Origin of the sequence: Natronorubrum bangense (assembly GCF_004799645.1) — an archaeon.
In the GTDB taxonomy this organism is placed as follows: domain Archaea; phylum Halobacteriota; class Halobacteria; order Halobacteriales; family Natrialbaceae; genus Natronorubrum; species Natronorubrum bangense.
This window is the reverse complement of sequence record NZ_CP031305.1, coordinates 2,284,490-2,305,518: the sequence shown is the minus strand read 5'-3', so window position 1 is coordinate 2,305,518 and position 21,029 is coordinate 2,284,490. Positions and strand designations below refer to the sequence as shown.

The following is a 21,029-nucleotide window of genomic DNA, read 5'->3' as shown; positions in this document are numbered from 1 at the left end:
CACTGACGGTCAGTACACACCCGAGCGCACAGCCATCGTGCGCTCGGTGTAGAACCCGTTTCAGTTGTTACGATACTACTCCGTTCGATGTTTCTCCTTCGTGAGCACCCGCACGTTCTCGATGCCGGTGTCGGGATACTGCCCCTCGTCGTCTTTCTCGACGGCTTTGACCATATCCCAGACGACGTTGAGCCCGGTCGTGACGCCCTCTAAGGCCTCCATCTCACAGCCCGTCTTCCCCGTTGTCCCGACCGCAACCTCGAGTTCGATGTGGTCTTCTCGGAGGTCGAACTCGGTGTCGACGTTCGTGATCGGAATCTGATGACACATCGGAATCGTCTCCCAGGTGTGTTTGACGGCCTGAATCGCGCCGATACGGGCCGTCGCGAGGACGTCGCCTTTGCCGACGCCATCCTCGCGGATCGCCTCAATCGTCGACGGCTGGAGACGAATCTCGCCGGCTGCGACCGCGCGACGCTTGCTATCGGGTTTGTCGCCGACGTCAACCATCTGAACATCGCCCTCGTCAGTGGTGTGTGTCAGCTCTTCGGCGTGGCCCGTCGTCTCGTCACTCATTGCTCTCACCCCACAGCACTGCTGGGAGTTGCGCACATAGTTCGGAGGCGAGCAGACCGTTGCCATCTCGGTCGGCGAGGCGTTCGCCCGCGAGGCCGTTGACCTGTGCGGCCGCCGCCGCGGCCTCGAGTGGGCCTGCGTGCTCTAACAGCGCCGCGGTGACGCCAGCGAGCGTGTCGCCGGTGCCGCCGACCGCCATTCCGGGCGTTCCGGAGCGGCTAATGTGGGTTCGGTTGCCGTCGGTTACGACATCGTCGACACCTTTTGCGAGGACGACGTGACCGAGCGCTGCCGCGAAGGCTTCGATCTCGTCTGCGACTGGGGCCAGTGCGTCCACATCCGGCCCGCCCATCCGCGCGAGTTCGCGTCGGTTGGGTGTACAGACCAGCGTTGCGTCGGTCTCGAGGCCGGGCACAATCGCAAGAGCATCTGCGTCGACGACCGCCGGGCCGGTGTAGGACTCGAGGAACTTGCGGGCTGCCTCGAGCGTCTCGTCGGCGGTGCCCAGCCCCGGGCCGAGCACGACGACATCGTCATAGCGTTCTGCGGTGTCGACGAGGTCGTCGACCTGTGCCGGCGTGAGGATATCGTGCTCATAGGGCTGGACGATGAGATCCTCGCTGTACCCCTGAATTTCGCCGGCGACGGACTCGGGTGCGGCGACGAATGAGAGCTCCATCCCGGTTCGGAGCGCGGCCTGTGCGGCGAGTGCCGGTGCACCAGTGTAGGGGCCACCACCGATGACGAACGCGCGTCCTGTCCGGCTATCAGGGCGTGCGAGGGCGACGTCGCCCGGTCCGACGAGGCGCTCTGCGGCTGCCGGAATCCCGATGTCCGCGACCGCCACGGTGGCCTCGAGGTCGGCCAGTCCCGGTTTTTCATCGTGGAAGGTGACGACGTGGTCGGCCTCGACACCGTTGTCGGCGTGGTCACCCTCGTCAGCGTCGAAGCCGGAGGGGACATCGACCGCAACGACGGTCGCGTCGGCGGCGTTGATCGCTTCGGCTGCAGTCGCTGCCGGTTCTCGAAGGTCGCCGCTGATTCCCGTCCCAAGCATCGCGTCGACGATCACATCGGCTTCGGGGAGGTCGAACGCACTCGAGTCGGTTACTTCGCGGGTGTCGTAGTCGGCGCACTCGAGTGCGTTCCAGTTCTCCTTCGAAATCCGCGTGCCGATGGCTTCCGCACGGCCGAGCAACAGGGTGGTAACATCGTACGCATCGAGAAATCTCGCCGTGACGAACGCGTCCCCGCCGTTGTTCCCCCGGCCGGCGACGATCGCGACTCGAGCGCCCGGCTCTGTGAGGTCTTTCACTTCGCGAGCGACGGCGTGCCCGCTCGACTCCATCAACTGCTTTCGCGGCACGCCCAGCGCTGCCGCGTTCTCGTCGACGGCAGCCATCCGTTTGCCTGTAATCATATCCTGTGGATTTGCCCGCGGGCGCGTTAAGCGTGTGGGAGTGTGTCCCTTCTCTCGAGAGAGTCGACCGCCGGACCGGCCCGTGGACGTTGGATCGTGAACAGTTCCAAAGAGGTAATGGGGCTAACAGGATAGTCTGTCATATGGTCTCCCGCGAAAACCGCGTCCTCATCGGCTCACTTCTGGCCGTCTGGCTCGCCGTGGTCGGCATCGGGCTTACGGGCATCGGTGCACAGAGTGCCGTGGTGACGTTCGTCGTTCTAGCTGGAATCGGAATCGTCGTGCCGCAACTGTATCTCGCTGTCACCGACGACGACGTTCCCGGCCGACAGCGCGTTCGGATCGCTGCTGTCCTGTCACTCGTAATCGCGATGCTCGGGTTTTCCAGCGCAGACCCGGGCGAACGGCTGCTCATTGCGGGCCTCGTCGCAGCGCTACTGATCGTTCTCGTCGCATACGAGTTCACTGCCGGCTATCGGAGCACCGCCGCCGAATCATAACGCTTTCCTCACCGACGACGGCCCTCTCGAGCGACATGCGCTCGTATCGCCGGCCCCCGGTTCACTGTGAACGGTTTCTGGCTTGATTGAACACCCGCGGCTGCGAAAAGCGTGTGGGGACTAGAGTAACCGGAACCGTCCCCTGGCCGCGACCGCGGTCGCCTCGTCGAAGATCTGGACGTCGTTGAATGCCTCGCGAGAGACCGTTCCGCCCTCGCGAATCTGTCTTTCGCCGGTCGTGCTGACGATGACGCCGTACTCGAGGCCGTCGTAGTGGTCCTGAAGCGTCGCTTTTGTCTCTTCGGTAACGACGGGCGCTCTCTCTTCTGAGCGGGTGAATACGTCGGCGTCCTCGAACCGTTCGGTGACGTACGGTGACTGGGTGGTGGTATCCGCGATGACGACGTGGAGGTCGTCGTTCTCGCCGTCGCGTCGTCCACGAATCCACTTCTCCCAGACCTTTCCGCGGTGAAGTGACTCGTTTACTCCGACGCCCGCGACACCGATCCCGATTCCAGCTCCGGCTGCCGTGAGCACCTGTCGTCGCGAGACCATACAGACAGTTCTGCGTTCGTAAAAATGAACCCTCCGCTTTGCCGTTCAGTCGGCGCGATCAGACCGACTGATAACGACGGTTGTGCGTTCGTTCTGAGGCAGGGCTGTCGGTGATCGTGTGTACACTGCCGTTCTGTCCATCACGTGCTCGCTCGTGATCGCACTGCTTGGCTTCGCCAGTGCGGAGCCACTCGCTCTCATTTTCTGAGACCCGGCGTTCTGACCGGTAGCGTCTCGTTCTTTGGGCACCTCCGTTCGATGTGAACGTCTTCTGGCTCGACGAGGATCCACGCCTCGCCGCACGGTATCACTGCGACCAGCACGTGAATAAGCTGCTGCTCGAGGCCGCACAGATGCTCTGTACGGCAGCTCGAGAGAACGGATATGAGGCTGACTTCCTCTATGGATCGACCCACGTCGGCCACCCGGTCACGAAGTGGACCGCGGAATCGAAAGCCAACTGGCTTCGCTTGCGCGACCACGCTGGGGCGCTCAACGCCGAGTTCGTCGAGCGGTATGACAAAGACGACGACCACGCCAGCTGGCAAGTAATCGAGCGCATCGACCCCACCGAGATCGCGTTTCCGACCACGGAGCCGACGCCGCGGCCACAGGCGATGCCCGACGAGTACAAACGGCCGGGCGACCCCGTCGGCGCGTACCGTGCGTACTACGCCGGCGAGAAGGCCGAGTGGGCTGAATGGAAGTACACCGACGAGCCGCCGTGGCTTGAGGCGGCGCTACAAGCACTCGAGTCGGACGAATAGGCCGACTTGGGATGGGAGTGATGGCGACCCCACACGAGGTGGTTCAGTACCGAATTTCGAAGCCGTCCTCACCCTGTGGTGTGTCGTACTCGACATCGACGTCTGCGACGTCGGCTGCGGGACTGCCCGTGTGACACCATTCGACCATCGACTCGACGGCGGCTTCAGGCCCTTCGAAAACCGCTTCGACGCGGCCATCCTCGAGGTTTCTCACCCAGCCGTCGATACCCTTCTCGCGGGCTGTTTCACGCGTGTTTGCACGGTAGTAGACGCCTTGGACGGTTCCGGAGACGAAGACGTGTGCGCGGGTTCGATCCGTCATGACTGGACTCTCGAGTGCGACCGTCAAAAATCCGGCTCCCTGTCGGGGTCCCACCGCGGCATCGCTCGAGTTGCCAGCCACTGACCCATGCGCTCACTCCGACGTTTCGTAGCGACGACTGCCAACGATCATGCGAGCAGCGAGCCCGATGACGCTGATGGTGAACACGATCCAGACGACCGCTGTTCCGTCGAACGGATCGGTGTACTCGACGACTGCGACGGAAACGAGAAGCGCAGCCACGTAGAGCGTGTTCGTCCCGATGAACTCTGCAAGTCCCGCTTCGTCGGTGACTCGGTCCGTGTCGTAGCCTGCGATTAACCGCACTGCGCCGGCGTGCTTGATGAGGACGCCCAGGAGCCCAACGAACCCCGCAGCGACACCAAGGAGGAGCGGCGACTCGGCGCTCATACGCCACTATAATCAACTAGCTAACAAAAAGTTCGTCGTCTCGGATTGGGGTCATTCCCCGGTCCGCAGGTGATGAAAGATGTACGTCTGTGCGTAGCCCGCATACTCGCCCCCCAATCGGTCCCGAATCGCTCTCGAGGTCGCCGTGTAGGAGCCGCGATCACAGTCGGGATAGTACTCTTCAATCGCCGACTTGAGCCACGTGTCCAGCGGCACGGCCTCGTCGAAGCCAAGCGAGAAGAGGAGGACGCAGTCGGCCACCTTGTCGCCGACGCCGACAAACCTGGTCAGATACTCGCGAGCCTGTTCGTACTCGAGGTCGCGTGCTTCCTCGGGGTGGGCCTCGCCGTCGGCGACCATCTTCGCTGTACGGACGACGTAGGGTGCTCGATAGCCGAGGCCGAGCTCGCGCAGTTCTGCTTCGGTCGCTGCTGCGAGCTGGGTTGGCGTCGGGAACGCGTGGTAGACGTCGCCGTCGAACTCGATCGGGTCGCCGTACTCGCGGGCTAGCGTCGAGACCATGCCATGGATTCGGCCCACACGCATCTGGGCCGAACAAATAAACGAGATCAGACAGGCAAAGGATGGATCTTCGACCAGTCGCATCCCGCGGTGAGCCGCGTAAGCTTCATCCAGCAGTGGATCGTCCGGCGCGGCCGCGACGATCGACTCGAGGTCGTCGTCCAATCGTAACAGCCGGCGGACGAGCGGTTCGGCGTCGACCGTCGACTCCCACTCGAGGTGCCCATCGCGAACGCGGACACGGATCACGGCGTCCGAGTCCGTTTCTGGCCCGCTGACGACGGTGTGATACCACGCGTCGGGCGCAGGCGAGCCGCCGTACATCTCACCATCGCTCCGTCGCCAGCAGTAGCTCTGGCCGCTCTCGAGCGTGCGGTACAGATCGAGGCCGCCGGAGAGTCCGTCGAGAGTGATCGTCCCTGTCTCCATCTGTCCGTGCCTTCGGGGGCGTATGCTTTTGCCTTTCGAACCGGACGACAGCGATAGATGCCGGCATCGCAACCACGCAGACTCCCTGTCGGCGGCCGATTCATCTGTTGGGGCGAACTTTCATACTGGTGGCGAGACAATACCATGGTATGGACTGCAGGGTTGTCGTCGAGGCTGCCGTGCCGGTGTTCGATGTCGAGACGGAAGACGAGGCGATTCGCATCGCCATCTCGAAAACGGGCGAAATGTTGAACCCTGATTTGAACTACGTCGAGATCAATATGGGTGAGCGCACGTCGCCAGCGGGCGAGGAGTTGCCACCTGCCTTTATCGCCGCCGACGAAGCACTCGTTGCACTCGAGTTGGAGATGACCGTCTTCAACGTCGAGCGCGAGGAACACGCCTCACGGATCGCCCGCAAGGAGATCGGCCAGCGCCTCGAGAACATCCCGCTCGAGGTGTTACAGGTCGACGAACTCGAGGACGAAGACGACGAAGAGGCGTCAGAGACCGATTCTGACGGGGACGAAGACACCGACCAAGACGAGTCTCCATCGGTTGCAGATGAGCCATCTGAAACCGATGCTGAACAGACCGATGACGACGACATTCTTCCCGAATTCGAGGATTTAGTCGAACGAGACTGACCGCAGCGAGTGAGGTCCCGACTGTTTCCTGGTGGAATAACCGATTAATTCGGTTCTGCTTTTGCAATCGGCTGACGGTCGCGACTGAAACTATCGCCCAGCACGAGACTTGTCAGTACGGAGTTGCAATGATCGAAGGAGGCGACGAATTTCTCAGTCTGCGGTAGCGGCGACTGCTTCCTGTCCGTCTTCACGCATATTCATTGTAATTCCACCGGCGAGCGCAAAGACAGCTGCTTTATGATCAGTTTTCGATTTATGAATCGATGTCGGTCGAATACCAAGCGATTCGTACTCCTCGAGATTGATCTGACAGTCATCCCACGCTGCACACTGGTTCGATACCTCCGCGAGAAGGCCGTGAAGGTGAATGAGCTCCTGCTTCTTCATAACCATGCAAGCCTACCCACTGCAGGGTTATATTATTATCTTGAGTCTCGTTAACACGCACCTCTAATACGATATCCTGTGTGTCATAAGGGATATGTGATTGAAAGCCAGGCCTACTATCCGAATACTGGCGGAAGGGAGCGAGTATAAGATGGTGTTACTACTACAATATATTATTTCCTTCATTTTTCCAACATCGTGTTTGAGCAATTAACCCGCAAATATTGTTGACTGAAAGCCACGAATAGCTTCCATTGCACCGCGGTCAGCCGAGTTGCTTCAGCGTCTGCAGGTCGCGGTCCGTTCGCATAAACTCGGACAGTCGCCGAGAGGCGTGACAGTTGGGACAATGGAACATCGTCGCAGGCGCATCAAGTTCACCAGGTAGACTCTGCCAGCTTTTCGCACATTCGGGGCACAACAGTTTCACGGACGTTTGGTCCATGGCACGCTATTACACACCACTACTCAAAAGTGTTGTCGCACGTTCGCTCGCCGATCGGTCGGCCCCAACCCAAAATAAACGGCTAGACCCGATGACACACACCCGACAGTTCGTTGTTATGCGGGAGTTGCTGTATCGGAGGCCTCGAGCAGTTCCTTGTACCGGTTTCGGATGGTGACTTCGGAGATGCTGGCGACGTCGCTGACGTCGTTCTGGGTGACCTTCTCGTTGGTCAGCAAGGCGGCAGCGTACACCGCGGCGGCGGCGAGGCCGACCGGCGACTTACCGCTGTGGACGCCCTCCTGACGGGCCGACTCGAGCAGTTCGCGAGCCATGCGCTCGGTCTCATCCGAGAGATCGAGGTCGCTGATGAACCGCGGGACGTAGTGTTCAGGGTCGGCGGGTTTGACCTCGAGGCCGAGTTCCCGAATGATGTACCGGTAGGTTCGGGTCAGCTCCATCTTCTCGACGCGGCTGACGGCCGAGATTTCGTCTAAGCTACGTGGTGTGCCGGCCTGACGGGCGGCAGCGTACAGCGAGGCCGTCGCGACGCCTTCGATCGATCGGCCTGGGAGGAGATCTTCCTCGAGGGCGCGTCGGTAGATGACGCTGGCGGTCTCGCGTACGTTCTCTGGAAGGCCGAGCGCACTGGCCATGCGGTCGATCTCGCCGAGGGCCTGCTTGAGGTTGCGCTCTTTCGAGTCGCGAGTGCGGAACCGCTCGTTCCACGTGCGCAGGCGCTGCATCTTCTGGCGCTGGCGGCTTGAGAGGGCGCGTCCGTATGCGTCCTTGTTCTGCCAGCCGATGTTCGTCGACAGCCCCTGGTCGTGCATCATGTTCGTCGTGGGGGCACCGACGCGGGACTTCTCGTCTTTCTCGCTGGCGTCGAAGGCACGCCATTCGGGACCACGGTCGACCTCGTCTTCCTCGACGACGAGTCCACAGTCCGTACAGACTGTTTCGGCGTGCTCTTCGTCGGTGATGAGACGGCCACCACACTCTGGGCAGTGCTCTTGCTCACCCGACCGCTCGGTCGTTTCTTCCTTTTCCTGTTCCTTTTCGTCCGTATAGGTTCTGATTCGAGTGTCTGTCATAGTGTATCGAGTTAGTTACTCGGGGCTCCCGGGTGGGGTAACCAGAAGAAACCCGGTCGCCTCGGCTAACGTATAGTAAGCCCGTAAGGGTTATAAAGATTTCGCCTACTTTATAAACTAATCGGGGAAACAGGTATATATGTTTCGGTTATATATGTATTAATTATGTGGGATGGCATCGCCAGCGTCTGGCTGTTGTCATCACAACCACTCAAGACGATATTAACTGCTTACCTGCTATCGTTTCACCTCCCCGAGAGATCTATTCAGCGTTCGAAATGGGATTTTAATGTCCACTGACCACTATATATGGTCGTTCAGACAGTAAACAGGTGTCCCTCTGTTGGTACATCGAACAGCCCCACGCGTGCCCCTGCATCGAGCCATGCGTGGCCGTACGAGAACGACGCCAGTGCGTTGACAAGGTCGCCCTCCTCGCGGAAGTGGGTTCCATCCTCGAGATACGATGACGCCATCTCGTAACACTCGTCTGCTGCCTCGGCCATCGGGGTCCCCGTGGGTGGAGCGACCGATGCCGCCTCGAGTGCCTCTGCGAGCAGTTCACCGTACCGATCCGTCTTCTCCTCGAGATCCGCAGCCATAGTCGATGGTCGGTCGTCGACACTGTAAGTGCGTCGTCGTCCGGCGAGTAGACTCCGAACGCCCCCGTTTGTCACAATAGTTCGAACAGGCGATTGCTGAGAACGCAAGGCGTTTAGGCCCAGTTTCCCAACTGTTGGGCATGAGCGACCAGCCTCGAGTCGAGATTTATACCAAGGAGAACTGTCCGTACTGTGTCAAGGCCACGGACCTCTTCGACGCGAAAGGCATCGAGTACGAGACCTACAACGTCACGGGTGACGAGGAGCGCTTCGAGGAGATGGTCGAGCGCGCTAACGGCCGCAAGACCGCTCCTGAAGTGTTCATCGACGACGAACTCATCGGCGGCTGGGACGACACCAGCGCCCTCAACGAAACGGGCGAGTTGGACGAACAGCTCGGACTCGAGAGCGACGATATCGTCGAACACCGAACCCTCATCATCGCCGGCACCGGGATCGCCGGCCTCACCGCCGCGATCTACGCCGGCCGATCGAACAACGAGCCGCTGGTCATCGAAGGCGACGAACCCGGTGGCCAGCTCACGCTGACGACCGACGTCGCGAACTACCCCGGCTTCCCCGAGGGGATCAGCGGCCCCGAACTCGTAAACAACATGAAAGCACAGGCCACGCAGTTCGGCGCTGAGCTCAAAAACGGCATCGTCGAGAACGTCGACGCCTCGAGCAAGCCGTTCCGCGTCGAACTGACCAACGGCGATGTCTACACCACGGACGCCCTCATCGCCGCCTCAGGCGCGAGCGCCCGCACGCTCGGCATCCCCGGCGAGGAGGAACTCATGGGCTACGGTCTCTCGACGTGTGCGACCTGTGACGGCGCCTTTTTCCGCGACGAAGACATGCTCGTCGTCGGCGGTGGCGACGCCGCCATGGAAGAAGCGACCTTCCTCACCAAGTTCGCCGATACCGTCTACATCGCCCACCGCCGCGAGGAGTTCCGCGCGGAGGACTACTGGATCGACCGCGTCCACGAGAAGGTCGAGGACGGCGAGATCGAGATCATGAAAAACACGGAGGTCACCGAACTCCACGGCACCCGTGAGGACGGCATCGACCACGTCACTCTCGTCCGCAACGACAAGGGCCACCCGACCGACCGCCTCGACGACCCCGAAACCGAGGAATTCGAGTTCGACGTCGGTGCCGTCTTCTTCGCCATCGGCCACACCCCCAACACCGACTACCTCGAGGGCACCGGCGTCGTGACCGACGACGAGGGCTACCTCGAGACCACAGGCGGCGACGGTGGCGGCCAGACCGAAACCCACGTCCCCGGCATCTTCGGTGCTGGCGACGTCGTCGACTTCCACTACCAGCAGGCGGTCACCGCGGCCGGTATGGGCTCGAAGGCCGCACTGGACGCTGATGAGTATCTCGAGAATCTCGAGCGCGCAGAAGCGACGGGTGAGGCTGAGACGGCTGCAGCAGACGACTGAGGGCGCGCTCTTACCGACGATCGATTCCGGCTGTCTGTGAGTAGCCGGTTACCTTGGACCAGAAGCAGACGGCAGGAACGTTGTTACAACGGATAACATTCGACGGTTAACCCGACAGCCTAGTTCTGGATGAACTCGCCCGAGCAGTCGTACTCGAGCAGCGTAAACTCCGCAACGTCTGGGTCGTCGTCGTACGGCCCTGACCGGTCCGACATGCCGTAGACAGTGACGCTCTCGAGTTCAGTCTCGTGTTCGCTGTTCCAGCGTTCACAGAGGTAGTTGGCGAAGTACGAGCGATGGTTCTCGTTGCCGGCATAGCGCATGTTCGAGATGTATTTTCGTTCTCGAGAGGTTTCGTAGGTCTCATCGACGTTTGGCGGTCGATCCCAGTCGACCTCGGATTCGTGCAGTGCGTCGACCGTCGAGCCATCTGCCAACTCTCCAGGGACGACGAGCCACTGGGCGGTCGAGGTTGGATTCGGTGCGAACATCTGCCAGCTCTGGCTGGACTGGATCGTATCCAGCACCTCGTTACCAGCGTCCGGGACTTCCGTGTAATCGACAGCTTCGGCACCCGAGAGCACGACCAGCACGAGGACGAGCCAGGGGACCACCGTCCCGAAGAGCACACGCCCACGCGAGAGGATTGCCGAACGCACGGATGTCTCCTCGCTCTCAGAGCGCACGTCGCCAATCCCTGTCCCGGGGAGTGCTGTCTCGAGTCTATCGAGCCCACGGCGAAGCGGTGCAGCGATCCCGAGACGCGTTGCCAGTGTCGTGACCCAGTCCCAGACGACAGGCGGGTAGAACAGCAGCAGACCCGCCACAACGATCACGGGAAAGAGGTCGATCCGCAGTGTGACGAGCATTCCGAGGTGCATCCCAACGAAACACGTCGTGAACACGGCTCGAGGGATTCCGGTGAGCAGAATCAGCAGCGGTGAGAGAAGGATGAGCACCATCCACGCGTAGGTGAACCCCTCTAACAGCAGCGAGTTTCCTGCGAGTGTGTTTCCGAGCAGGATCGTCAGATGATCGGCTTCGAAGATATGGAGCACCGCCTCGCCACCCATCCACATCTCACTCCGGGTTTTGTGGATGGCGTTGACCACGTACATCAGCAGTACCTGCAAGAGCACGGCCATCGTCCCAACGGTGGCCAGCGTCGACTGTGATCGGTCTCGAGTCGACTCGAGTCGCCGGGCGTCGATCGACCACCGAGCGCCGAGTGGCAAGAACAGTCCCCAGAACAACAACATCCGCAACAGGGTGTCGCCAGCGTTGAGAAGCATCGGATTGCGGATGTGCAGCGAGATCAACAGGAGCCACGAGACGAGCGTTGCAACGCGTGTGTGATAGCCACAGATCAATGCGAGGGCAAACCCACCGGCGACCAGAAACAGGAGTCCCTGGACCCACGCCTCACCGGAGAGGGCGTGCAGCGAGTAGACCGACGAGTAGTCGGCAAACAGTGCCTCCCGTGGCAACACGCCGGCGTCGGTGTAGAACGCCTCGAGCAGTCGTGCTCGTCGCAGCAGGTCGACGAGGAGCAGTACCCCAAGCGAGATTCGAAACGCCGCCAGCGCACGGGGATCGATCGCAAACCGACGCCGCGTTGCACGCCCGATCCAGTCGAGCCCGCTGGCAAGCCGGTCCCGGGTGGCGGAACTGGGTGTGTCTTGTGACATTATCTCGATCTACGCTCTTGTGAAGGACATTGTTGGTGAGTCAGAGAACAGTTCGAATAATCTCTTTCAGGGCGTCTCGCCCGGGTTTGCGTAGGATTTCCCGGCGAAGTTCGAAGAGTCTGAAATACGCAGTGAGATTGTTCTTCGAGATGCCTCGATGGGGCGAGAGCCACCGTCGCGCCAGCGACGCGTGGCTCTCGCACGTATTCACGTGTGCGTCTCCATCAACGTACTCGCCTTCGCCATGAATAACCGCTTCTCGCTGGTACGTTTCGTCCTTCTCTAATGGGTCGTAGGCACGAAATCCGTCGGTATAGACTGTCAGCGACTCCTCCTCGTGGCTATCGAGGAGGAGTCGCACGGTTGATTCGTCGGCGGATTTCGACGGGATGACGTATCGCTGATCGCTACCGCGATCAACGAGGACAAACACAGGTGGCTTATCTCCGTCGTAGCTTCCTCGTCCACGTTTTGACAGGCCACGCGAGCGCGACGGTTGGTCGCGCTCGCGGCCTTTCTTCCCGGCGGAGACGTAGAACTCGTCAATCTCGACTGGGCCAACGAGATCGATGCGAGGCGCGTCGAGCGTTCTGGCGAAGCGCTCGACGCGCCGGTGAAGCGACCGATACGAGACATCAAGTTCAGCGTCTAACTGGCGGATACTCGTGTTGAACCGGAGCAACGAGTAGAACGCGAACAACAGCTTCTCGAGGCTGATCTTCGCGTGCGCGAAGATCGTGCCGGTCTTGTCGTTGAACGTGCGTCCACAATTTTTACAGCGATACCGCTGATACTCTCGATAGCTGCCGTACTTGATCACCGATTCAGACTGGCAGCGCGGGCACTGGAGGCCCTCGCGCCAGCGAACCTGCTCCAGCAGGTTCGCGGCGCTCGCCTCCGAACGAAACACTTCAATTGGAAACATAGTCGGGTGATGCTGACGCATCACCCTTGCCCGCTACGCTTTCATAGCGCCAGCTCTGTTCGACCAACAATCTGCTTCCGAAGAGCGCTCGATCTATTATCAATCAGGACTCTCCAGTAAGATGGCATAAGCTTGGTGTTCGGTCAAATAGCGCTTTTAGTGTTCACTCGGTTGTGCGGTAGCCACTGGGAACAGCCCGTCGTTTCGATGGCGGCTGCTCACTCGGCGCTAGATACACGGGTCTCGAGTGCTGTCGCTACTCGAGCGAAGTGCTCTGGGTGCGATGGGGCCCAAAAAAGTCGAAATGCGGCAAGAGCCGGATGAAATCCGGTAGTTGGTTACAGCTTAGTTCTGGCGGCGGAGTGCCAGCATTGCGGCTGCGAGGAGTGCGACAACAGCGACAGCAACGCCGAAGCCGGGCGTACCGTCGTCTTCGCCGTCGTCAGCTTCGCCGTCGTCGTCAGCGTCAGCGTCGGCGTCGGCGTCAGCGTCGCCGGCGTCAGCGTCAGCGTCGTCGTCAGTTGGCTCGTCCTCTTCAGCGACGGTCAGCGTACCGTCGGATTCGACGTCACCGTCGACCTTGAGCTCCCACTCGTAGTCGCCGGCTTCAGCGTCTTCGACAGTGTCGGTCCACGATTCGGACTCTTCACCCTCGAGTTCGATGTCGCCATCGAGCAGGAGGTCACCAGCGAAGTAGAACTCGTAGGAGGCGTTCTCCATCTCCTCGCCGACGTTCTCGGCGGAGACCGTCACGTCAACGTCGTCGCCTTCAACAGGCTCTGCTGGGTCGACGTCAACGTCCCACTCGAGACCTTCCTCTGGAGGCTCTTCGTCGCCCTCAGTCAGGACAAGGTCCTCGAGCACTGCGTCTTCAGCTGCGTAGTCACTGCTGACGGAGTCGTCTTCAGCAGTGAGGTCGAAGAGCGAACCGATTTCTTCGCCTTCAAGGTCGAATTCGGCTGCGAACGTGTTGTCGTCAGCGACGACAGCACTCGTGTAGTCGACGAATCCGCCTTCATCGCTTGGCGAGTCGGCTTCGGCTTCGAGCTCCGTACCTGGTGCGACGTTCGTCGTACCGGTTGCGGTTGCGTCGTCGTTAGCTGGGAGCGACTCGATGTCATCCCAGTCGAGGTCGCGCTCTTCGAAGTCAATGTCGAGTTCCGCTTCGTATTCCTCGTCACCGACGTAGTCGTTGTCCTCGCTCACCGTGAGGGTAACCGTGTGTTCAGCATCTTCGTAGTTGAGGTCGTCAGCTGCAACTGCGAAGATGAGGTCACCGTCGTACTCGTCAGCGTCTTCGTTGAGGAGATCGACGGAGAGAGCGTATTCGTCATCGTCGCCCTCTTCGTCTGTGTCGAGACTACTGTTGAAGTAGCTCGTGCTGTCCCCACGAATGTCTGCTTCTGTCTGTGCGATTTCGACGACGAACTCATCCTCGTCGAGGCTTTCGATCGCGGCTTCAGCGCCGAAGTCCTCGAGAGTCAGGAGGAAGTGATCCTGCTCTGCGACGACGTTCGACTCGGTAGCGTACTCGTCGACGCTTTCGAGATCGTCAACGGTCTCGTCAGCTGGTGCGACGGAACTCACCGTGTCACCGAAGCCAGCGTGTTCGTTAACGACGAGTCGGTCACGGTCGAAGTCGTTGAACTCGTCGATGTCGATCGTTTTGTCGCCATCATCATCCAGTGCATCCTGCTGCATGTCTGCACCAGGACCAACGTTCAGGTCCCAGTTGTGGACTGGAAGTGGCTGCTCGAGTTTGTCGCCGTCGAGGTAGTGGTAGGCATCGCCCACGTCAGCGTCGTAATCGTCGTGAACGCTCCAAGCACTATCGTTGCTAGGCTGGTCCGTGTTGTACTGGAGGACAACTTCGTCGTCCTCGATGTCAGTCACCTCAACAGCAGAGGCGAAGTCAATATCCTCTTCGTGAAGGACGACCATTGCGCTGTCGACCTGCTCGACACCGATGGTGATCTCAGCGAAGTCACCTTGGTTGACATCATCAACATCAACGAAGTAGTAGTCTGCGTCCTCGTCGGTCACTTCAAGAGTGGCCGTGTCCGAGGCGTTCGAGTCGGTGACGTCAAACTCGAAGTCGTATTCACCAGCCTCGATGTCACCATCAAGGTCGGCAGTGATTGACTGATCATCCGAGAGTTCGAGCGTGAGGACGTCATCGTCATCGTGGAATTCCTCACCCTCACCGAAGAGGTCGGCAAGTTCCTCTGCATCGAGGTCCTCAGCCGTAATGTTCACGTACTGGGAGTCTCGGTCGGAGCTGATTTCCAGATCAACGTCACCGTCATCGCTGACGATGTTGGAGCTGAAGTCAGCATCGAAGTCTTCAGACTCGACCCAGAACTCGACTCCGTCCCAGTTACTGTCCGAGACTTCGAGGTGGTATGGCTCGCCCTCTTCGAGGTTAGACGAGTCGAAGGTTGCCTGTCCGTCACGAACGCGGACGGTCGTCACTCGGTCAGAGTCATCGCTCTCGAGACCTTCGTGGATTTCGACACCGGAGGCGTCGATCTTATCTCCATCCGCATCGTCAGCGGCGCCAATCGTTACCTCTTGGCCGATCCAGACGTCTTTCCCGTCCAGACCATCCTCACCAGTTGCATCTGTGTAAGTCGGTCCAACATCGTAATTGTCGTCATCTAAGTTAGCTGTCGCCGCTGCGCCGCCCGCAAACGCTGCGGACATCGCAACAACCGACAGTACCATAAGCGCGGCCAGGAACAGGGCGCGTCCCTTTTCGCGATATGAAGTTTCGTTTGTCATTAAGTTGTCTTGTGTTTCGTGTTGTGTTAGTCGTCGCACGATTCGGTCGGAGTGCGAGCATGGTACCAATGTGGGGACCCCACACTGACTCGCACCGGGTAGGGGTATCCAAACGTATAAAGCATCGCGTAATAAGCTTTCTGGATATTCCAGTAGTTCATTTCTCCGAGAGATCGACCCAAGAACGCATGACTGCGCCGGGTTCGAAGCTGTTTGCTCGAATTGATAACGTATCGTGAGATACATTCGCAAGGGAGTATTAGGGGGTGAAAGCAGCGCCAAAACCGGCCAAAATGAGTGCGTTCTCGAGCGAGAGCCCGTCTCCTCGCCACTGCGGGGCATAACGCCGACCGAGACAGTCGCTTAGAGTGTTACTAACAGCGTCGAAACCAACGCAAGTGGACTGTCACTCGAGGCGACTGATGCTCGCTGGGGCCGTCACGAACAGCCATCGATCGGTGACAGTCACTAACCAGAACAGGTTTACTATTATCACGACACGTGTGTGTATGAACGCGAACCGACGCAGACTGTTGCAGCTGACTGGACTGACCGCCGCCGCTTCGACCGCTGGGCTGGCTGGCTGTCTCGGAGACGATGACGACGACGCCAACGGCAGTGACGACGACGACAGCCCATCGTACCCGAGCTACGAGCGATGGCTGGCCGCCAGCGACGACGAACTCATGTTCGCCTACCTCGACCAGGCCGCCCTCGAGGACGTGCCGTCGTTCGACGAGGCCGAAGCGCCGTTCGGTGAGGGCGACGGCGAACTCACCGACGCGGACGATCTCATGCTCGAGATGGCTGCGGTCGGCTCGCTTGTCGTCGGGCTGGGCGTGGGGATCGGGCTGTTGGGCACTGGACTCGACGGCGTCGTCGAGATTGACGCCGAGGGCACGGCGGAGACCGAGTTCGAGACGTCGATCGACGAACTGCTCGTCGTCAACGAGAGCTACGTGCTGGCCGGCGAGATCGACACCGAGGAGATCGACGAGACGCTCACTCACGAGCCTGACGACCAGTTTTCGATGCAGGCAGTCTACGAACGAACCGACGAGCTCCACGGCTTCGAGCTGTACGAGCCAGTCGAGGACGGGATGTCGCCGACGATCGCCGTCAGCGAGGACGCGATCGTGTTCGCGACCGCCGACGGCGACATCGATGCCGTCGACGCTGTCACACAGCCACTCGCTGTCAACGCCGGTGATGCAGACGGGGCGACGGACACCCTCGAGAACGTCGGCTGGCTTCTCGAGACCGCTGGCCACGGCCAGATCGCCTTCGGCATGAGTGGTGACCTCGAGGAGGCAGACGACGAGGTCGGCGAGGACGAGGTTGCCGAAGACGAACTCGAGGATGTGACCGGACTCGTCAGTTCGCTCACGATCGACGGCGACGTCAGCGCCGAGGTTGCGATGACGTTCGAGCAGTCGGTTGACGACGACACCAAATCCACACTCGAGGACCGCATGGGGACCTCGGCCGACGACGTCACGTTCGACGTCGATGACGATCGAGTGTCCGTCTCGGCGTTCTGGGACGGCACTGCCGTCCTCGAAGGGTAACTGACCGAACGGCCGCAGCGCGAACAGAGCAAAACTGAGTGGAGGTCGGCGCGAACTGCCGACCGAACTGCTGGCGCAGTCGACGACACGCGCCAGCTCAGAACGGGAACAACGAGTCGGCCTCGGGGTCGCGCTCGAGCAGCTCGATCTCGTGGCCGTCCTGGTCTTTCGTGAAGGCGTACATGTTGTCGTTGCTCTCCGGGTCGCGGTAGTCGGGTGCTTCACGCTCGAGCAACTGCTCCCAATCGTCCTGCAGGTCGTCGACGCGGACACAGAGGTGGCCCCAGGCGTCGCCCTGTTCGTACGTGCGCCCGTCGTAGTTGTAGGTCAACTCGAGTGACATCGCTTCGTCGGCGGCGTCCGTGGGCTCGACGAAGTAGTTCGCAAAGGTGTCCGACTCCCAGCGGCCGACCTCGTCGTACTCGAACTTCCGGACCCAGTAGCCAAGCGCCTCGTCGGCGTCTTCGACGCGGATCATGGTGTGGTCGAGCGACCATAGCGCACCCTGGTCGCGCTGGACGATCTCGATCTCGTGGCCGTCGGGGTCTGTGACGAACGCATAGCGGCCGCCACAGCTTTCCGGATCGCGGTAGTCCTCGACGCCCTCGTCCATCAGCTGTTCGTAGTGGGCCTCGAGTTCGCCTTCGGGGACCCGAACCGCAACGTGTCCCCAGGCGTCGCCGACCGCGAGGTCGTCCTCGCCCTCGTTGTGGGTCAACTCGAGCAACGCCCCGTCTTCGTGCATGTCTTCGGGACCGAGATAGACGATGGTGAAGCCGTCACCCTCGTAGCGGTCTTTCTCTTCGTACTCGAGGTGGGTCTGGTACCAGTCGAGCGATTCCTCGAGGTCTGCGACGCGAAGCATGGTGTGATCGAGCGTTCCGTCCATACGCGAAATCACTCCTGCAAGCGGCAAAAACGTGGCGGAGACGGCGGCTTACTCGAACTCGCCCGGGGACGAACTGGAATCTGTCGCCGGCTGCTGGCTGTCGGTGTCTCGTGTCACTGTCGAGGCCTTGGGATCGACGCCTTTGCGGAGAGCGTCGAGTTCGGAGAAGCTGTAGACGAGCCCGACCAGCAGGGCAACGCCCAGCGGGAGGAAGAAAAGCGGCGAGACGCCGAGGAACCCATACAGCACGTAGCAGACGAGGACCACGAGCATGACGGTCCCGGCGTAGTACAGCTGCGTGCGGATGTGATCGATGAGGTCGGCTCCCGTAAACGTCGACGAGAGCACGGAGGTATCGGAGATCGGCGACGTGTGGTCGCCGAAGATCGCACCCGAGAACACCGCGCCGACCATCACTGGCATGAGTTCGAACGTCCCCGTGAGGTCGTAGGCGACGGTGATCGCGATCGGCGTCACGATCCCCATCGTCGCCCACGACGACCCCATGGTGAAGGCGACGAACGCAGCAACGAACAGCACGACGATCGGAAGCACGGCGGGCGAGACGACGCCTTCTGCGACGCCGGCGACGTAGGTCCCCGTCCCGAGATCATCGGCAACTGCACTGATCGACCACGCAAGCACCAACACCGTCACGGCGGTCAGCATGAGGTTGAATCCCTCGAGAACGGTTTCGATGCCGTCCCCGATATCGAAGAGATCGTAGCCAATCCCGATGGCGATGGCGGCCACCACCATCGCGAACGATCCCCAGACGAGCGCAGCTGCGAAGTCGCCAGCGCCGACGACGTCGACGAGCACCTGGACGACACCGTCGTCGCCCATAGCAGTCTCGAGCGACGTTGTCGCGCCTTCCTCGGCCTGTTCTGCGAGCCAGTCTTGGTACCCAGTCCAGAACGCACCCGAAAGCGTCACGGCGATCAACACGATGATCGGTGCGAAGAAGGTCCGCAGCATTGGTCGGTCATCGATCGGTGCGCCGAGATCCTTTTCGACTTCCTGCAGCGGCTGTGCCTCGTCGCGGTTGACCTTTCCAGTCTGCCAGGAGCGGTGTTCGGCGGTGAGCATTTCACCGTAATCGCGCCGCGAGATGACGATGAGTCCGACCATCACGATCGCGAGCAGCGAGTAGGTGTTGAACGGGATCGAGCTGACGAACGTTTCGAACACACCCGGTGTGTCGGCCGCGGCCACGTCGTGGGCCTCGCTCTCGACGAGGCTCGTGTACCCCTCGTCGATCATCGACAGCTGAAACGCGACCCAACTCGAGAGCCCGATCGTCGCCACGGGTGCAGCCGTCGAGTCGACGATGTAGGACAGCTTCTCGCGGGACATCCGCATCTGATCGGAGATCTCACGCATCGTGGAGCCGACGATGGCCGTGTTGGCGTAGTCATCGAAGAACAGAGCCATACCCAGTATCCACGTCGCCAGCCCGGTGTTGCGCTGGGTCTCGAGCCGTTCGGTCGCCCAGTTGCGGACGGCGGTCGCGCCGCCGAGTCGCCAGATCAGGGCGACGCCAGAGCCAAGAAGCAGGGTAAACACCAGAATGTTCGCGTGAAACACGTCCCCGATCGACTCGGTGATCCACTCGAACGTTCGTCCGATACCAATACCGCCAGTCGCAATGATACCACCCGACCAGATCCCGAGAAACAGCGAGAGCATTGGCCGGCGCGTCACGATCGCGAGGACGATCGCGAGCAACGGTGGAACGAGTGACAGTGCCCCAAATTCCGACATACCCGGTTACTCATCGAGCATCGGGATAATCCTGATCATTCAAGACGTGAGCGATCACGCACAGGTCGCTGTACGAAACGCGCGCTGGCCGTCTCAGAGACGCGTTAGCGACGCAAAATCAGCTTGAGCACGTCTTCGTCCTCGAGGACGTGGTCTTTCCCGACCTGTTGTTCGTCGTGGGTCGCGCTGGGGCCGGTGACACGGGCAAAACGGAACCGCTCTTCCATCTCGCCGCCGAGTTTTTCGATGGCTTCGCCGACGGTTGTTCCGCCTTCGACGACAAGCGGTTCTTCCCAGTCGACGCCGCGGCCGGGTTTCTCCATGTAGACGCGGATGAGGCCGAGGTTCTCCCAGATGCGATCCTTGAGGACGTCGAGTCCTTTCTCCTCCTCGGCGCTGATAAACGTCACTTCCTCGGGGTCGAGATCACGTTCACGGAGCTGCTCGTCGACCTGTTCTTTGTAGTCGGGTTCGATCAGATCGACCTTGTTGACACACGTGATCGACGGGATGTACTCGCGGTTTTCCATCAGGCCGTCGACCAGTCGGTCGATGTCGACGTTCTCTTGCAGGTTGAGGTCGGCGTTGACGTAGCCCTGGTCGCGGAGGACGTCCGAAATCGTCTTCTCGTCTAGGTCTTGCTCGGTGCTCGAGGTGATCTTGATGCCGTCTTTGATCTTCGGTCGCACCGTCACCCGCGGTGGTTCTTTGTCGACGCGGATGTTGATGTCGTACAGCTCCTCTTGCAGTCGGTCGTACTGCTCGATCTCGAACACCGAGAGCACGAAGACGATCAGGTCAGCATTTCGGACGACTGCCAGCACCTGCTGGCCGTCACCACGCCCCGACGCTGCGCCCTCGATCAGCCCTGGCACGTCGAGCATCTGGATGTTTGCCCCGCGGTGCTGGAGCATCCCCGGGTTGACGTCAAGCGTCGTGAACTCGTAGGACCCAGTCTCGCTTTCGGCGTTCGTCAGCGAGTTCAACAGCGACGACTTGCCGACGCTGGGAAAGCCTACCAGTGCAACAGTCGCATCGCCGTGTTTCTCGACGGAGTAGCCGGTTCCGCCACCAGCCGAACTCTGATTCTGGAGCTTCTCCTTTTTCTCCGCGAGCTTCGACTTCAGCCGGCCGATATGGGCCTCTGTCGACTTGTTGTAGGGCGTGTTGGCGATTTCTTCTTCGATCTTGTCGATCTCCTCCTCGAGCCCCATTTGACTGTATCCAACCGCCCGTGCCGAAAAACACTTTCCATGCGACCTGCCGAATGCGCGTGTGTA

Annotated in this window: 21 protein-coding genes; 5 read left to right on the top strand and 16 right to left on the bottom strand. The window is 60.5% G+C overall.

The genetic code is table 11. The features are described 5' to 3' along the window. Positions 1-75: 75 nt before the first annotated feature. Both moaC and DV706_RS11495 read right to left on the bottom strand, forming a co-directional pair. Entirely contained in the window at positions 76-576 is a 501-nt protein-coding gene (gene moaC, locus DV706_RS11500) for a cyclic pyranopterin monophosphate synthase MoaC (protein ID WP_006064244.1), read from the bottom strand. After that, positions 569-1,996, bottom strand: a complete 1,428-nt coding sequence (locus DV706_RS11495) for a bifunctional ADP-dependent NAD(P)H-hydrate dehydratase/NAD(P)H-hydrate epimerase (RefSeq protein WP_049889583.1) — start codon at positions 1,994-1,996, stop codon at positions 569-571. Before DV706_RS11495 ends, moaC begins: the two co-directional genes overlap by 8 nt. Positions 1,997-2,139: 143 nt before the next feature. On the opposite strand from DV706_RS11495, the gene DV706_RS11490 reads away from it, so the two are divergent. After that, on the top strand, positions 2,140-2,496 hold the full coding sequence (locus DV706_RS11490; RefSeq protein ID WP_006064242.1) for a hypothetical protein: 357 nt from the start codon (positions 2,140-2,142) through the stop codon (positions 2,494-2,496). Positions 2,497-2,616: 120 nt separating this feature from the next. On the opposite strand, the gene DV706_RS11485 is transcribed toward DV706_RS11490, so the two are convergent. Continuing rightward, positions 2,617-3,051 (bottom strand): hypothetical protein, encoded by a 435-nt coding sequence (locus tag DV706_RS11485; RefSeq protein WP_006064241.1) that lies wholly within the window; start codon positions 3,049-3,051, stop codon positions 2,617-2,619. 260 nt (positions 3,052-3,311) lie between these two features. Here DV706_RS11485 and DV706_RS11480 point away from each other — a divergent pair, with 260 nt between their 5' ends. After that, on the top strand, positions 3,312-3,818 hold the full coding sequence (locus tag DV706_RS11480) for a hypothetical protein (protein WP_006064240.1): 507 nt from the start codon (positions 3,312-3,314) through the stop codon (positions 3,816-3,818). 43 nt (positions 3,819-3,861) lie between these two features. Here DV706_RS11480 and DV706_RS11475 read toward each other — a convergent pair whose 3' ends face one another. The 3 genes from DV706_RS11475 to DV706_RS11465 all read right to left on the bottom strand — a co-directional run bounded on the left by DV706_RS11475 (position 3,862) and on the right by DV706_RS11465 (position 5,502). Beyond that, positions 3,862-4,140 (bottom strand): acylphosphatase, encoded by a 279-nt coding sequence (locus tag DV706_RS11475; RefSeq protein WP_049889584.1) that lies wholly within the window; start codon positions 4,138-4,140, stop codon positions 3,862-3,864. A 93-nt stretch (positions 4,141-4,233) separates the two neighbouring features. Further along, positions 4,234-4,551 carry a DUF3784 domain-containing protein gene (locus DV706_RS11470; RefSeq protein WP_006064238.1) on the bottom strand — a complete coding sequence of 106 codons (318 nt, stop codon included), beginning with the start codon at positions 4,549-4,551 and terminating at the stop codon, positions 4,234-4,236. Positions 4,552-4,602: 51 nt separating this feature from the next. Next, entirely contained in the window at positions 4,603-5,502 is a 900-nt protein-coding gene (locus DV706_RS11465; RefSeq protein WP_006064237.1) for a DNA-3-methyladenine glycosylase family protein, read from the bottom strand. Between the two features lie 149 nt (positions 5,503-5,651). On the opposite strand from DV706_RS11465, the gene DV706_RS11460 reads away from it, so the two are divergent. Continuing rightward, entirely contained in the window at positions 5,652-6,149 is a 498-nt protein-coding gene (locus DV706_RS11460; RefSeq protein ID WP_006064236.1) for a DUF555 domain-containing protein, read from the top strand. 153 nt (positions 6,150-6,302) lie between these two features. Here the strand turns inward: DV706_RS11460 and DV706_RS11455 are convergent, their stop codons facing one another. From DV706_RS11455 to DV706_RS11440, 4 genes are all read right to left on the bottom strand, one after another. Beyond that, on the bottom strand, positions 6,303-6,539 hold the full coding sequence (locus DV706_RS11455; protein ID WP_006064235.1) for a UPF0058 family protein: 237 nt from the start codon (positions 6,537-6,539) through the stop codon (positions 6,303-6,305). Between the two features lie 265 nt (positions 6,540-6,804). Then, positions 6,805-6,984, bottom strand: coding sequence for a DUF7836 family putative zinc-binding protein (locus tag DV706_RS22070; protein WP_083901986.1), 180 nt, complete (start codon positions 6,982-6,984; stop codon positions 6,805-6,807). Between the two features lie 116 nt (positions 6,985-7,100). Further along, positions 7,101-8,078 carry a transcription initiation factor IIB gene (locus DV706_RS11445; RefSeq protein ID WP_006064234.1) on the bottom strand — a complete coding sequence of 326 codons (978 nt, stop codon included), beginning with the start codon at positions 8,076-8,078 and terminating at the stop codon, positions 7,101-7,103. 317 nt (positions 8,079-8,395) lie between these two features. Beyond that, on the bottom strand, positions 8,396-8,680 hold the full coding sequence (locus DV706_RS11440) for a DUF357 domain-containing protein (protein WP_006064233.1): 285 nt from the start codon (positions 8,678-8,680) through the stop codon (positions 8,396-8,398). 140 nt (positions 8,681-8,820) lie between these two features. On the opposite strand from DV706_RS11440, the gene DV706_RS11435 reads away from it, so the two are divergent. Next, positions 8,821-10,134, top strand: coding sequence for an FAD-dependent oxidoreductase (locus DV706_RS11435; protein WP_006064232.1), 1,314 nt, complete (start codon positions 8,821-8,823; stop codon positions 10,132-10,134). Between the two features lie 119 nt (positions 10,135-10,253). On the opposite strand, the gene DV706_RS11430 is transcribed toward DV706_RS11435, so the two are convergent. From DV706_RS11430 to DV706_RS11420, 3 genes are all read right to left on the bottom strand, one after another. Then, positions 10,254-11,822 (bottom strand): HTTM domain-containing protein, encoded by a 1,569-nt coding sequence (locus DV706_RS11430; protein ID WP_006064231.1) that lies wholly within the window; start codon positions 11,820-11,822, stop codon positions 10,254-10,256. 40 nt (positions 11,823-11,862) lie between these two features. Continuing rightward, positions 11,863-12,747 (bottom strand): IS1595 family transposase, encoded by an 885-nt coding sequence (locus DV706_RS11425; RefSeq protein WP_136350863.1) that lies wholly within the window; start codon positions 12,745-12,747, stop codon positions 11,863-11,865. 345 nt (positions 12,748-13,092) lie between these two features. Next, on the bottom strand, positions 13,093-15,528 hold the full coding sequence (locus tag DV706_RS11420) for a BGTF surface domain-containing protein (RefSeq protein WP_006067414.1): 2,436 nt from the start codon (positions 15,526-15,528) through the stop codon (positions 13,093-13,095). A gap of 509 nt (positions 15,529-16,037) precedes the next feature. Between DV706_RS11420 and DV706_RS11415 the strand changes: the two genes are divergently transcribed. Continuing rightward, on the top strand, positions 16,038-17,096 hold the full coding sequence (locus DV706_RS11415; RefSeq protein ID WP_006067415.1) for a hypothetical protein: 1,059 nt from the start codon (positions 16,038-16,040) through the stop codon (positions 17,094-17,096). A 97-nt stretch (positions 17,097-17,193) separates the two neighbouring features. On the opposite strand, the gene DV706_RS11410 is transcribed toward DV706_RS11415, so the two are convergent. The 3 genes from DV706_RS11410 to DV706_RS11400 all read right to left on the bottom strand — a co-directional run bounded on the left by DV706_RS11410 (position 17,194) and on the right by DV706_RS11400 (position 20,963). Then, the gene (locus tag DV706_RS11410; protein WP_006067416.1) at positions 17,194-17,985 is read right to left on the bottom strand and encodes a VOC family protein; all 792 of its coding nucleotides are present in this window, start codon (positions 17,983-17,985) and stop codon (positions 17,194-17,196) included. Positions 17,986-18,033: 48 nt separating this feature from the next. Next, positions 18,034-19,749, bottom strand: coding sequence for a Na+/H+ antiporter NhaC family protein (locus tag DV706_RS11405; RefSeq protein ID WP_006067417.1), 1,716 nt, complete (start codon positions 19,747-19,749; stop codon positions 18,034-18,036). A 104-nt stretch (positions 19,750-19,853) separates the two neighbouring features. Then, positions 19,854-20,963, bottom strand: a complete 1,110-nt coding sequence (locus DV706_RS11400) for an OBG GTPase family GTP-binding protein (protein WP_006067418.1) — start codon at positions 20,961-20,963, stop codon at positions 19,854-19,856. Positions 20,964-21,029: the final 66 nt, after the last annotated feature.

Coding starts and splice junctions, on each gene's coding strand:
- moaC (WP_006064244.1), bottom strand. CDS start 576: ATGAGTGACGAGACGACGGGCCACGCCGAAGAGCTGACACACACCACT.
- DV706_RS11495 (WP_049889583.1), bottom strand. CDS start 1,996: ATGATTACAGGCAAACGGATGGCTGCCGTCGACGAGAACGCGGCAGCG.
- DV706_RS11490 (WP_006064242.1), top strand. CDS start 2,140: ATGGTCTCCCGCGAAAACCGCGTCCTCATCGGCTCACTTCTGGCCGTC.
- DV706_RS11485 (WP_006064241.1), bottom strand. CDS start 3,051: ATGGTCTCGCGACGACAGGTGCTCACGGCAGCCGGAGCTGGAATCGGG.
- DV706_RS11475 (WP_049889584.1), bottom strand. CDS start 4,140: ATGACGGATCGAACCCGCGCACACGTCTTCGTCTCCGGAACCGTCCAA.
- DV706_RS11470 (WP_006064238.1), bottom strand. CDS start 4,551: ATGAGCGCCGAGTCGCCGCTCCTCCTTGGTGTCGCTGCGGGGTTCGTT.
- DV706_RS11465 (WP_006064237.1), bottom strand. CDS start 5,502: ATGGAGACAGGGACGATCACTCTCGACGGACTCTCCGGCGGCCTCGAT.
- DV706_RS11460 (WP_006064236.1), top strand. CDS start 5,652: ATGGACTGCAGGGTTGTCGTCGAGGCTGCCGTGCCGGTGTTCGATGTC.
- DV706_RS11455 (WP_006064235.1), bottom strand. CDS start 6,539: ATGAAGAAGCAGGAGCTCATTCACCTTCACGGCCTTCTCGCGGAGGTA.
- DV706_RS22070 (WP_083901986.1), bottom strand. CDS start 6,984: ATGGACCAAACGTCCGTGAAACTGTTGTGCCCCGAATGTGCGAAAAGC.
- DV706_RS11445 (WP_006064234.1), bottom strand. CDS start 8,078: ATGACAGACACTCGAATCAGAACCTATACGGACGAAAAGGAACAGGAA.
- DV706_RS11440 (WP_006064233.1), bottom strand. CDS start 8,680: ATGGCTGCGGATCTCGAGGAGAAGACGGATCGGTACGGTGAACTGCTC.
- DV706_RS11435 (WP_006064232.1), top strand. CDS start 8,821: ATGAGCGACCAGCCTCGAGTCGAGATTTATACCAAGGAGAACTGTCCG.
- DV706_RS11430 (WP_006064231.1), bottom strand. CDS start 11,822: ATGTCACAAGACACACCCAGTTCCGCCACCCGGGACCGGCTTGCCAGC.
- DV706_RS11425 (WP_136350863.1), bottom strand. CDS start 12,747: ATGTTTCCAATTGAAGTGTTTCGTTCGGAGGCGAGCGCCGCGAACCTG.
- DV706_RS11420 (WP_006067414.1), bottom strand. CDS start 15,528: ATGACAAACGAAACTTCATATCGCGAAAAGGGACGCGCCCTGTTCCTG.
- DV706_RS11415 (WP_006067415.1), top strand. CDS start 16,038: ATGAACGCGAACCGACGCAGACTGTTGCAGCTGACTGGACTGACCGCC.
- DV706_RS11410 (WP_006067416.1), bottom strand. CDS start 17,985: ATGGACGGAACGCTCGATCACACCATGCTTCGCGTCGCAGACCTCGAG.
- DV706_RS11405 (WP_006067417.1), bottom strand. CDS start 19,749: ATGTCGGAATTTGGGGCACTGTCACTCGTTCCACCGTTGCTCGCGATC.
- DV706_RS11400 (WP_006067418.1), bottom strand. CDS start 20,963: ATGGGGCTCGAGGAGGAGATCGACAAGATCGAAGAAGAAATCGCCAAC.